The 11,790-nt window shown below is 29.4% G+C and carries 13 protein-coding genes; all 13 read left to right on the top strand.

Translation table 11 applies throughout. The annotated features are described in order from the left end of the window. The first annotated feature begins 4 nt into the window (after positions 1-4). A complete protein-coding gene (locus CS884_RS03780; protein WP_099320739.1) occupies positions 5-550 on the top strand; it encodes a hypothetical protein in 546 nt (181 codons plus the stop codon). 10 nt (positions 551-560) lie between these two features. Continuing rightward, positions 561-1,304: an HAD family phosphatase gene (locus CS884_RS03775; protein WP_099320738.1), complete on the top strand. Its 744-nt coding sequence runs from the start codon at positions 561-563 to the stop codon at positions 1,302-1,304. Between the two features lie 171 nt (positions 1,305-1,475). After that, on the top strand, positions 1,476-2,195 hold the full coding sequence (locus tag CS884_RS03770; RefSeq protein ID WP_257875747.1) for a hypothetical protein: 720 nt from the start codon (positions 1,476-1,478) through the stop codon (positions 2,193-2,195). Positions 2,196-2,225: 30 nt separating this feature from the next. Beyond that, on the top strand, positions 2,226-2,720 hold the full coding sequence (gene ruvC / locus CS884_RS03765; protein ID WP_099320736.1) for a crossover junction endodeoxyribonuclease RuvC: 495 nt from the start codon (positions 2,226-2,228) through the stop codon (positions 2,718-2,720). Beyond that, on the top strand, positions 2,720-3,307 hold the full coding sequence (gene ruvA / locus CS884_RS03760; protein ID WP_099320735.1) for a Holliday junction branch migration protein RuvA: 588 nt from the start codon (positions 2,720-2,722) through the stop codon (positions 3,305-3,307). The genes ruvC and ruvA overlap by 1 nt, the downstream gene beginning before the upstream one ends. A 12-nt stretch (positions 3,308-3,319) precedes the next feature. Continuing rightward, complete coding sequence (gene ruvB / locus CS884_RS03755) at positions 3,320-4,327, top strand: Holliday junction branch migration DNA helicase RuvB (protein WP_099320734.1); 1,008 nt, start codon at positions 3,320-3,322, stop codon at positions 4,325-4,327. After that, entirely contained in the window at positions 4,328-5,350 is a 1,023-nt protein-coding gene (gene queA, locus CS884_RS03750) for a tRNA preQ1(34) S-adenosylmethionine ribosyltransferase-isomerase QueA (protein WP_099320733.1), read from the top strand. It abuts the gene before it with no gap. 8 nt (positions 5,351-5,358) lie between these two features. Continuing rightward, a complete protein-coding gene (gene tgt, locus CS884_RS03745) occupies positions 5,359-6,480 on the top strand; it encodes a tRNA guanosine(34) transglycosylase Tgt (protein WP_099320732.1) in 1,122 nt (373 codons plus the stop codon). Continuing rightward, on the top strand, positions 6,477-6,737 hold the full coding sequence (locus CS884_RS03740) for a preprotein translocase subunit YajC (RefSeq protein WP_099320731.1): 261 nt from the start codon (positions 6,477-6,479) through the stop codon (positions 6,735-6,737). Before tgt ends, CS884_RS03740 begins: the two co-directional genes overlap by 4 nt. 71 nt (positions 6,738-6,808) lie before the next feature. Further along, a complete protein-coding gene (gene recJ / locus CS884_RS03735) occupies positions 6,809-8,539 on the top strand; it encodes a single-stranded-DNA-specific exonuclease RecJ (RefSeq protein WP_099320730.1) in 1,731 nt (576 codons plus the stop codon). Between the two features lie 7 nt (positions 8,540-8,546). Then, positions 8,547-10,736: a bifunctional (p)ppGpp synthetase/guanosine-3',5'-bis(diphosphate) 3'-pyrophosphohydrolase gene (locus CS884_RS03730; RefSeq protein ID WP_099320729.1), complete on the top strand. Its 2,190-nt coding sequence runs from the start codon at positions 8,547-8,549 to the stop codon at positions 10,734-10,736. After that, positions 10,736-11,185, top strand: coding sequence for a D-aminoacyl-tRNA deacylase (dtd, locus tag CS884_RS03725; RefSeq protein WP_099320728.1), 450 nt, complete (start codon positions 10,736-10,738; stop codon positions 11,183-11,185). The genes CS884_RS03730 and dtd overlap by 1 nt, the downstream gene beginning before the upstream one ends. Further along, on the top strand, positions 11,185-11,787 hold the full coding sequence (locus tag CS884_RS03720; RefSeq protein ID WP_099320727.1) for an MBL fold metallo-hydrolase: 603 nt from the start codon (positions 11,185-11,187) through the stop codon (positions 11,785-11,787). Before dtd ends, CS884_RS03720 begins: the two co-directional genes overlap by 1 nt. Positions 11,788-11,790: the final 3 nt, after the last annotated feature.

The following is an 11,790-nucleotide window of genomic DNA, read 5'->3' as shown; positions in this document are numbered from 1 at the left end:
TACTATGACAGGAATTATAAACTTAATATCAAATTATTCCTCAAAACTTAATATTTTACCGATAATAGTTGTTATGAATATTATTGTAACAATACTCATACATTTTCTAACAAAAAAGAAAATAACTAAATATTTACCTTCTTTTGTAATGTTAATAGCAGCTATAATAATTTTTGTATACGCTTTATCTATTTTTACCACGAGTAAAGGTCTTAATTTTAGTTGGATTGCTGTATTTTTAGCTTCAGCTGGACTTGTTGGAATATTTGTATCATTAATTATAGATTTAATAAAATCAATTAAAAATTCACAAGAGATAGATGAAGATAAATCTGTAGGAAAAAAAGAATCATCCAATAAAAAACCAGAAAAACTTCTAGCAAATCCTAAAAGAGTTGCTAAAAAAAATAGAAAGTTTAAGCAAAAAAACTCAATCGAAAGTAAATTCGTCACAAAAAAAATTGATACTAAAAGTATAAATAACAAGATTAAAGCTTATAAATTTAAAAAAGAAAATCACGATTTCAATAATAACAAAAAAGATAAATAAAGGTAAAGCTATGCATGAAAATAAAGCTGCATTTTTTGATATTGACGGTACTTTATTTAGAAATAGTCTATTAATAGAGCATTTTTTGCTACTTACAAATGATGGAATAATTCCTAAAACTGCACGGGAAAATGAAATTGGCCCCTTGTATGAAAAATACCAAAATAGGCTAGGAGCTTATGAAGACTATCTGGATAAGGCTTCTCTAGTTTACCAACAAAAGCTAGTAGGTATAGATAGAAAAACCATAGATAAGTACTCTAAGATAGTTATAGAAAAAAATAAAAATAAAGTTTATATGTTTACTAAAAAAGCTGTGGAATTTCATAAAAAAAATGGTTATCTGATATTTTTTATTTCAGGATCTCCAGAATTTTTAGTAGATAATTTTGCCAAAATTTATGGAGCCGATCTAAGTATTGCCACAAAATATGAATTTGATAATGAAGATAAATTTACTGGGACCGTAAGACCGATGCGGGATGGAAGAAATAAACTTCAAGCAGTAATTAAACTGGCAGAAACTTATAAACTAGATTTAAGTAAATCTTATGCTTATGGCGACACAAATGGTGATATAACCATGTTTCAAATGGTGGGATTCCCACATGCTATAAATCCATCTTTTGAACTAATAGACAAACTTTTTGAAGATGAGGAATTAAGAAAAAAAACAGTAATTGATATTGAACGCAAGGATGTAAATTATAGTTTTAATCTTTCCAATTTAAAAACAAATTTTAAAAAATTTTAAATGAATAAAATTTTATTTTAAAAATTTTATAAGCTAAATTTTTAGAGCATTATTCAAATATTTAATCATAATGCATATTTTTACTTAAAATTTAGCTTTTTTTATTTTTCTTGGAAATATATCTAAATAAATATATTAAATTTTGTGTTAAAATGTAATAACGAGGTAGAAATGATGAAGGCACAAGCTAGTGAACAATATCCAATAATTGAAAAACTTGAATATAACTTTTTGATTAATGAAGATATATACTCATTTAATACGCTTATGTCTTTATTATATGATAGAAATTTTGTACAATTTTCAAAAAATGATTTTTATATGAAAGATTATGTCATAAAAAATATAAAAAAGTTTTTTTACGATTTATCTAATATTGATCAAATTATTAATAATTTAGAAAATCTTATTTCAAATGATTTGAATCGTTATGAATATTTGATATCAATTAAAGCTCAATACAGAGCTTTTAGAGATAAAAAAATGATAGATAAACTTGAATATGAACTAATTGAGACTTTTGGAGTTTCTTACATGATGGATACTTTGTCTTATCCAAGTTCAAAAAGGGAAAGCAAAATTTTACAAATTGGTGAGAATTTTAAGGAAAAGATATATTCTGATAAGGCACTTGTATCAAATCTTACAAGAGATATGGGAAAATATTGCAAGTTAAAGATAAAGGCTAATATATTAACTTTGGATCAAAGCACCCATAGGCAATTGAAGTTTGACGATTCAAATTCTATTTATGCGGAAGATATTACCTTAAAGCAAATGAAAAAAATATATGAGAAATCTGTTTCTTATTTATATAAATCCGTAGTAGATGTTTATGCAGAATATTATTTCAGAGGACTCATAAGAGAAGTATTAGAAAGATATCAATAGAGCTTTAAAAGCTCTTTTTTATTAGGAATTATGATAATTTTAGGAATAGATCCAGGGATTGCAATCATGGGTTATGGCGTGGTTGAATTTGATGGAAACAAGGTTAAAGTAATAGAAAATGGTGTAGTTACTACATCCAGTAAGAGTAAAACTCCCCATAGGTTAAAGGTACTTTATGATAATTTAAATGATATTATAAAGGAATTTAAACCTGATGAGTTTGCCATTGAAGAGTTATTTTTTAATCAAAATGTAAAAACAGCCATAACAGTTGGCCATGCAAGAGGAATACAAATTCTATGTGCAGAAGAAAATGCTCTTCCAATTTATGAATATACACCCTTACAAATTAAACAATCAATTACAGGTTATGGCAGAGCTAGTAAAAGTCAAATGCAAAAAACGGTTACTACTCTTTTAAATTTAAAACAAATACCCAAACCTGATGACGCAGCAGATGCCTTATCTGTTGCACTTTGTCATGCTTTAAGTCAAAAATATAAAGAAAATTTTAGGATGAATTAATGATTTCATATATAATCGGAGATGTTAGATCGATAAGCGAAAGTGAATTTGTTATAGAAAATAATAACATTGGATATTTGATAAAGTCTTCTCTTTCAACACTTTCTTTAATAGAATTAAATAATGAATACAAAATTTATACTTCTTTGCAAGTTAGAGAAGATGATATGAGTCTGTATGGTTTTTACTCCAAAGATGAACTTGAGATGTTTTTACTTTTAACATCTGTTTCATCAATAGGACCAAAAAATGCCATAGGAATCTTATCATCTCTTGAAGTAGATGATATAAAACTAGCGATAATAGAAAGTGATATTGATAAATTAACCAAGGCTAAGGGAATTGGAAATAAAACTGCAAGTAGGATAATTTTAGAACTTATTGATAAAATTAAACAAATGCCAAATATTAAAACTGATTCCAAGAAAACACTTACTAATGTTAATGAAGATATTGAGGTTGCTAGAGAAGCTTTAATAAATCTTGGCTATGCACAAAACGATATCAATCATGTCTTAAATGAATTAAAGACTTCAGATTTAACTTTAGAAGAGCTTGTTAAAGAAAGTCTTAAAAGACTTTTGTAGGGAGTGGATGTAATGTATGATGCAAATGAAAGAATAGTTGGATCTAACGAGTTAGTGGAAGATTTGACTAATGAAAATTCAATAAGACCTAAGTGGCTTAAAGAATATATTGGTCAAGATAAGGTTAAGGAAAAACTTGATATATTTATTAAATCCTCACTTTCAAGAAAAGAACCACTAGATCATGTACTTTTGCAAGGCCCGCCGGGACTTGGTAAAACTACCCTATCTACAATAATAGCAAACGAACTTGGTGTAAATATTAGAGTTACAAGTGGTCCAGCCATAGAAAGACCTTCTGATCTTGCAAGTATTCTTACAAATTTGAAGTACGGCGATGTGCTTTTTATTGATGAAATTCATAGAATTAATAGGTCTGTAGAAGAAATATTATATTCTGCCATGGAAGATTTTGTCCTTGATATCATTGTAGGTAAAGGTCCTAACGCACAATCTATTCGTATTGATCTGGAAAAATTTACCCTTGTCGGAGCTACCACAAGATCTGGTATGCTATCTGCACCACTAAGAGATAGATTTGGTGTTATGCTATCATTAAATCTTTATGAAGCAGATGATTTAACAACAATTATAAAAAGATCTGCTGGGATTTTAAATATTGAAATAGAAGATGATGCAGCTTATGAAATTGCCAAAAGATCTAGAGGCACACCGAGGATTGCCAACAGATTATTAAAAAGAGTTAGAGACTATGCAATTGTAAGAAAAGATAGAAAAATCGATTATCAAACTAGCAAAGAGGGACTTTCTTTGCTTGAAATTGATGAGATGGGTCTTGATACTATGGATAAAAAAATAGTTATGACTATGTATGAAAATTTTAACGGTGGACCTGTTGGCGTAGATACAATTGCAGCATCTACAGGAATAGAAAATGTAACTATAGAAGATGTTTATGAGCCTTATCTTTTGCAAATTGGTTTTTTATCAAGAACTCCAAGAGGTAGGATATTAACGAGAAATGCTTATAAACATTATGGACTAAAATACGAGGAATGAATGAAGACAGACGATTTTGATTATTATTTACCAGAAGAGCTAATAGCTCAACACCCAACTGAAAAAAGAGACCATGCAAGAATGCTTGTCTTAGATAAAAAAACTGGAAAAATCGAAGATAAGTATTTTTATGATATTATCGATTATCTAAATTCTGGGGATGTTCTGGTGATGAATGATACTAGAGTAATACCAGCAAGGCTTTTTGGTCATAGGGAAGATAAAGAAGAAACTATAGAAGTTTTTATATTAAATAATATCGAGGGAAAAACTTGGGAATGTTTGGTTCGTCCAGGCAAAAAAATGAAAATAGGAACAAAACTAATTTTTTCTGATGATCTTTCCCTAACAGTAAAAGACATAAAAGATGACGGAAATAGAATAGTTGAATTTGAATATCAGGGGATATTTAACGAAATATTAGACAAATTAGGAAATGTTCCACTACCTCCTTACATTAAGGAAGAATTAAAGGAAGCTGAAGATTATCAAACAGTTTATTCAAAAAATCCTGGATCAGTTGCAGCACCAACAGCTGGCTTACATTTTACCAAGGAACTTTTAGAAAAAATAGAATCTAAAGGGATAAAACTTGCCTATCTAACATTAAATGTTGGTTTGGGAACCTTTAGACCAGTAAGTGTAGAAGATGTTAGCGATCATAAAATGCATAGCGAATTTTATACGATTTCTAAAGAAACTTGCGACATTATTAATAAAGCCCATGAAAATGGCAACAAAGTTATAGCTACAGGGACTACAACTATTAGAACTCTTGAATCAGTTTATAAAAAATGTGGCAAACTTTGTGAATCATCAGGTTGGACTGATATCTTCATCTATCCAGGCTTTAAATATGAAGTTGCTGATGCAATGATAACTAATTTCCATTTACCAAAATCAACCTTGATTATGCTTGTTGCAGCTTTTACATCAAAAGAAATGATATTAGAAACCTACAAATATGCAGTCGAACAAAAATATAGATTTTTCAGTTTTGGTGATGCGATGTTTATTCACTAAGGAGAAGTATGAGTTTAACATTTGAAGTTTTAAAAAAAGATAAATATACAAATGCTAGAGTTGGTGTAATCCACACAGCCCATGGAGATATACCTACTCCAATTTTTATGCCAGTAGGAACTTTAGGAACAGTAAAAGCTATGACTGTTGATGAACTTAAAGAAATTGATGCAAAAATAATTTTGGGTAACACTTATCATCTTTACTTAAAACCAGGCATGGAAATTATGAGAGAAGCTGGTGGCTTGCACAAATTTATGAATTGGGATAGGCCGATTCTTACAGATAGTGGTGGATTTCAAGTTTTTTCCCTATCAGATATGAGAAAAATTTCTGAAAATGGAGTAGAATTTAGATCTCATATAGATGGCTCAAAACATTTTTTCACCCCAGAAAAATCTATTTCCATCCAAAATGACATCCATTCAGATATAATGATGAGCTTTGATGAGTGTGTAGATGCAAATGCTGATTATGATTATGTAAAAAAATCTATGGAAAGAACCATAAGATGGGCCAAAAGAGGACTTGATTACCATAAAGAAAATTCACACCCTGACCAATCTCTTTTTGGCATAATCCAAGGTGGTATGTTTAAAGATTTAAGAGAAATTTCAGTTAAGGAAACCAGTGCAATGGATTTTGATGGATTTTCTATTGGTGGACTTTCAGTTGGTGAAAGTAAAGAAACTATGATAGATATCTTAAACTTCACCACACCATTGTTACCTGAAAATAAACCAAGATATAATATGGGAGTAGGTTCTCCAGATTATTTATTTGAATCTTATCAAGCTGGTATTGATATGGCAGATTGTGTTTTGCCAACAAGAATGGCAAGACATGGTAGTGCCATGACATCTGAGGGAAGATTAGTGATAAAAAATGCGACCTACAAAGACGATTTTTCTCCACTAGATCATGATTGTGGTTGTTACACTTGCAAAAATTATTCAAGAGCTTATCTAAGACACTTAGTAAATGTAAATGAAATTTTAGCAGCAAGATTACTAACCTACCATAATTTGTATTTTTTAATTAAGCTTTGTGAAAATATAAGAAAAGCTATTATGGAAGATAGATTTTTGGAATATAAAGAAGAATTTTATAGAAAATACGGATATAAATGAAATTAGAATATATAATTTTGATAATACTTTTAATATCCTTTTATGAGTTTTCTCTAAAAGATTATATAAAAGAAAAAAAGAATAGAGAATATATCAAAAATCATCTTGAAGTCGGCTCTAAAATAATTTGCAAAAATGGTTTGATAGCTTATGTAAAAGAAATAAATAATGATGAATTACTCATAGTAAGTGGTACTAATGAAAAACATTCGTATATGACAATTCTAGATTCTGATATAAGAAGTATTTTAAGTTAAGGCCTAAGGGCCTTTTTTCTTTATAAACTTTCTAAAAATGGTATAATTTTTTGTATATGAAAGGTGATGTTATGACAAATTGGTTTATATATAATAAAAAATCTAATTATGAAATTAATCTAAAAAATGAAGGGATTACAAAATTACAAGCTCTAATTTTGGCAAATCGTAACATTACCGATCCAAAGATTGTAGAAATGTTTTTAAATCCAAGCTTATCAAAATTACACGATCCATTTTTATTAAAAGATATGGATAAGGCAGTTGATTTGATAATAGAAACTATGCAAAACAATGGTGAAATAAGAATTTTTGGTGACTACGACCAAGATGGAATTGCATCTGTAATGACACTTATGGACGGACTTTTATTTTATTATGATAATATAAGTTACGATATTCCTCATAGAGTTGATGAGGGATATGGCATGAGTGATGGGATGGTTAGTAAGGCCATTTATGATAATGTTTCTTTAATTATCACTTGTGATAATGGCATAACTGGTTTTGATCAAGTGGAAGCTTTAAAGGCTAAGGGTATCAAAGTAATAATAACTGACCACCATGAAATTGAAACTGAAACTGATGGCCAATGGAAAAGCCAAAAATTACCGGAAGCTGATGCTGTAATAAATCCCAAAAGAATTGATAGCTCATACCCTTTTAAAGACTTGTGTGGAGCAGGAGTTTGTTTTAAATTAATTTCCGCCCTTTATGAAAAATTAGAAGGGGATTTAGAATATCTCTATTCTTTATTAGAATATGTAGCCATGGGAACAGTTTGCGATATGGTTTCGTTAACTGATGAAAATCGCATTTTCGTAATCGAAGGGCTAAAGAGATTAAATTATACAGAAAAATTTGCAATAAAAGCTTTATTAGAAGAAAGTTCGTGGAATAAGAAAATTGACGAATATACTTTAGGGTTTATTATTGGTCCAATTATGAATGCTAGTGGAAGACTCGCTTCAGCAAAACTTGCCATAGATTTACTTATGGAAGAAGATATAGATAATATTTACAATATGTCAAAACAATTAGTTGACTTAAATAATAAACGTAAACTTTTAACTGATAAAGCTTTAGAAAAATGTTTGAATCTAATCAAAGACCAAAAGCTATATAAAGATGATATAATTATAGTATATGATGATTCAATTAACGAGTCTATTTGCGGGATAGTTGCAGGACGAATTAAGGAAAAATATTACAAACCTACTATAGTTTTATCCAAATCAAAAGAAGATGATATTGCAAAAGGTTCGGGTCGTTCAATTGATGGTTTTAATATATTCGAATCAATAGACCAACTTAGAAATATGTTAAAGTCTTTTGGTGGTCATCCTATGGCTTGTGGCTTATCAATTGACATTTCAAAAATAGATGAATTTAGAAATTTAATTAACAAAAATTCAACTTTAAAAAAATCTGATATGCAAAAAGTTGTAAATATAGATACGGTCATTACTCTTGATAAACTGTCCTTAGAATTAGCTGAAAGCATTGATAATTTACAACCATTTGGCAAAAACTTTGAAAAGCCGATTTTTGCTGATAAAGGTGTGATAATTGAAAATCTGGAAATGATAGGAGCTAATAGAAAAACTATGAGATTGCTATTAAATAAAAATGGTCAAAGAATAAATGCCATTAAATTTAATGGAGAAGATAGTCTTTCTTATTTAAGAAACAAATTTTCCAATAAAATCCTCGGTAGCAAGATTGATATAGCATATTACACAAGTATAAATGAATTTAGAGGCAATAGAAAGCTACAAATATTGATAAAAGATTTGAGATGAGGGAATTATGACAACTGATTTTATAAAAGAATTTGAAATATTCAAAGATTATATACTTGAAAATAATCCAAATGCAGATATTAACCTCATTAAAAAAGCATTTTATTTCGGAGAGTTTAATCATAGGGGACAAAAAAGAAATTCTGGAGAAGATTATTTTATCCATCCAATTGCTGTAGCTAAAACTTTATCGAGAATGAAGCTTGATGATCAAACAATTTGTGCTGGTCTTATGCATGATGTATTGGAAGATACTGATGTAACTTATGAGCAGATGAAAGATGAATTTGGCGAAGAGATAACCTTTTTAGTTGATGGAGTAACCAAACTTAAAAATTTAAACTACAGTTCAAGAGAAGAAAAGCAAGCTGAAAATATCCGTAAAATGGTAATGGCTATGAGTAACGACGTAAGAGTAGTCCTAATAAAGCTTGCCGATAGACTTCACAATATGAGAACTTTAGAATACAAGACTCGTGAAAAACAAATTCAAACTGCTACAGAAACTATTGAGATATATGTGCCATTAGCTCATAGACTAGGGATTTATTCTATAAAATGGGAACTAGAAGATTTATGTTTTAGATATAGGGAGCCAGAAAAATACTATGAATTGGCACAAATGGTAGCAAGTAAGAGAAGGGAAAGAGAAGCCTATATTAATGAAATAATTGAAGCTCTTACTAATAGCTTAAAAAATAGCGGTATAGATTTTGAAATAAGTGGCAGACCAAAATCTCTTTATTCAATTTATAAAAAAATGATTAGAAATGATATCGAATTTGAAGAAATTTACGATCTTACAGCCGTTAGAGTTTTGGTAGATACCATAGCTGAGTGTTATGCTGTTTTGGGAAAAGTTCATTCCTTGTGGAAACCAATACCAAATAGAATCAAAGATTATATTGGCCAACCAAAGCCAAATGGTTATAGGTCTTTACACACTACAGTTTTTGGAGAAGATTCAAAACCATTTGAAGTTCAAATTAGAACTAGGCAAATGCATAAAGAATGTGAATATGGTGTTGCTGCCCATTGGAGATACAAAGAAAACAATAGTAAAGAAACAGACTTTGACAATGCCATGGAATTTTTAAGAAGAATTATGGAATGGCAAAGAGAAGGCGGAGCTCATGAAGATAATAAGCAGTTTATGGAGACGCTTAAAAATGATTTTTTCTCAAGAGAAGTTTATGTTTATTCACCAAGAGGTGAAATATATTCTTTGCCATTAGGTTCATGCTCAATAGATTTTGCCTACAAAGTACATACTGAAGTAGGTAATAAATGTATTGGTGCAAAGGTAAATGGATCTATAGTTCCAATAACCCAGCAACTAAAAACCGGAGATGTGGTTGAAATTTTAACATCAAAAAATTCTTCAGGACCTAGTAAAGATTGGTTAAATATTGTTAAAAGTTCTCAAGCGAAAAACAAAATAAAACAGTTTTTCAAAAAACATGAAAAAGAAGATAACATAGAAATTGGCAAAAATCTTATCATAAGAGATATTAAAAAGCAAAGAGAAGGCTATAAAAATCTCTTAAAAGATGAATGGATTAATGAAATTGCTAACAGCTTGGGATTTCCAAGTGACGAGCAAATGTATGCAGCAGTTGGTTATGGTAGAATTACAAGTGAACAAGTAATTCAAAAATTGATAAAAAAAGAAAAAGATCTTGAAAATAAAGAGAAACTTTTAAATGAACCAATAGAAGTTCATAAAACTTACGCTTCAAATCAAAGCTCTAAAAAAGAAGTAAGAGTTAGTGATTTAGAAGGAAATATCGATGTTAAATTTGCAAAATGCTGTACACCAGTTCCTGGAGATCCAATCATCGGCTATATAACAAGAGGTAATGGAATATCAGTTCATACAAAATCATGTCCAAACATTATTAATAATAAACAGCCAGAAAGACTTATTGATGTTTACTGGCAAAACGAATCTACTGATAAATTCCCAGTAAAAATTCAAATAATTGCACATAATACTCCTTCTGTTATATACGATGTTACAAAAAATTTATCATCTTTAGATGTTAATATCGTTGGAATGAACGCTAGAGTTAATGATAATAACGAGGGTATTATAGATTTATCAGTTGAGGTTAATAGCACAGATCAGCTTAACGATGTAATAAGTAAGTTAAAGTCTATAAAAACAGTATATAGTGTATTTAGGGTGAGTAATTAATGAGAGCAGTAATACAAAAAGTTAGCAAAGCAAATGTTATAGTAGAAAATGAAGAAGTAGGAAAAATAGATAAGGGTTTATTGGTCTTGCTTGCAGTTAAAGAAACTGACGATAAAGAAGACATTGCTTATATCAAGAAAAAAATTGAAAAATTAAGAATTTTTGAAGATGAAGAAGGCAAAATGAATCTTTCAGTGGAAGATGTTGGTGGAGAAATACTTTTGGTTTCGCAATTTACCTTGTATGGAGATGTAAGAAAAGGAAATAGACCATCATTCATTGAATCTGCAAAAGCAAATAAGGCTAATGAATTTTATGAAATATTAAAAGAAGAATTAGTAAATGACGGATTTAAAGTTCAAACGGGAAAATTTCAGACTCATATGCTAGTAAATCTTACAAATGATGGACCTGTGACAATAATTATAGATAGTGAAAGGGTAATTTGATGGAAGTAAAAAAATTTACTATAGGACCAGCATTGGCAAACTTATATGTTGTTAGCAAGGATGGCCATGGATTTATTGTTGATTGTGCAGATAAAGATGAAGCTGTTGATAAATACATTAAAGATAATAATATAAAAATAGAATTTATCTTACAAACTCATACACATTTTGACCATGTAATGGGCTTAGAATATTATAAAAACTTGTATGATGTAGATGTATATGCAAGCGAAGATGCAAAAGATATAGCAAATGATCCAACATATAACCTAGGGTCCTATTATCACGATCTATATGTTCCAATAGATAAATATCTAAAAGATGGAGAAATTATCGAACCTTTTCATATCAATGCTATAAAAACTCCAGGTCATACTCTTGATTCTATGAGTTTCTTAGTAGATGATGATATTTTTACTGGTGATTGTCTATTTAGATTATCCATTGGAAGATATGATTTTCCAGGTGGAGATTATGATACAATAATTGATTCAATAAAAAATAAAATTTGCGTTTTGGATAAGGACATTAAAGTTTATCCAGGACATAGATCAAGTTCAACGATTGGTTATGAAATAGAAAATAATCCGTTTTTAAAATAAGGA

The sequence above is a fragment of the Anaerococcus sp. Marseille-P3625 genome (assembly GCF_900232825.1).
In the GTDB taxonomy this organism is placed as follows: domain Bacteria; phylum Bacillota; class Clostridia; order Tissierellales; family Peptoniphilaceae; genus Anaerococcus.
Note: the sequence above shows the minus strand (reverse complement) of the source record. Positions and strands in the feature narration are given on the sequence as shown.

Bases quoted from the DNA above. Each gene is read 5' to 3' on its own strand.
- CS884_RS03780 (WP_099320739.1), top strand. From the start codon at position 5: ATGACAGGAATTATAAACTTAATATCAAATTATTCCTCAAAACTTAAT.
- dtd (WP_099320728.1), top strand. From the start codon at position 10,736: ATGAGAGCAGTAATACAAAAAGTTAGCAAAGCAAATGTTATAGTAGAA.
- queA (WP_099320733.1), top strand. From the start codon at position 4,328: ATGAAGACAGACGATTTTGATTATTATTTACCAGAAGAGCTAATAGCT.
- CS884_RS03775 (WP_099320738.1), top strand. From the start codon at position 561: ATGCATGAAAATAAAGCTGCATTTTTTGATATTGACGGTACTTTATTT.
- ruvB (WP_099320734.1), top strand. From the start codon at position 3,320: ATGTATGATGCAAATGAAAGAATAGTTGGATCTAACGAGTTAGTGGAA.
- recJ (WP_099320730.1), top strand. From the start codon at position 6,809: ATGACAAATTGGTTTATATATAATAAAAAATCTAATTATGAAATTAAT.
- CS884_RS03740 (WP_099320731.1), top strand. From the start codon at position 6,477: ATGAAATTAGAATATATAATTTTGATAATACTTTTAATATCCTTTTAT.
- CS884_RS03730 (WP_099320729.1), top strand. From the start codon at position 8,547: ATGACAACTGATTTTATAAAAGAATTTGAAATATTCAAAGATTATATA.
- ruvC (WP_099320736.1), top strand. From the start codon at position 2,226: ATGATAATTTTAGGAATAGATCCAGGGATTGCAATCATGGGTTATGGC.
- CS884_RS03720 (WP_099320727.1), top strand. From the start codon at position 11,185: ATGGAAGTAAAAAAATTTACTATAGGACCAGCATTGGCAAACTTATAT.
- tgt (WP_099320732.1), top strand. From the start codon at position 5,359: ATGAGTTTAACATTTGAAGTTTTAAAAAAAGATAAATATACAAATGCT.
- CS884_RS03770 (WP_257875747.1), top strand. From the start codon at position 1,476: ATGATGAAGGCACAAGCTAGTGAACAATATCCAATAATTGAAAAACTT.
- ruvA (WP_099320735.1), top strand. From the start codon at position 2,720: ATGATTTCATATATAATCGGAGATGTTAGATCGATAAGCGAAAGTGAA.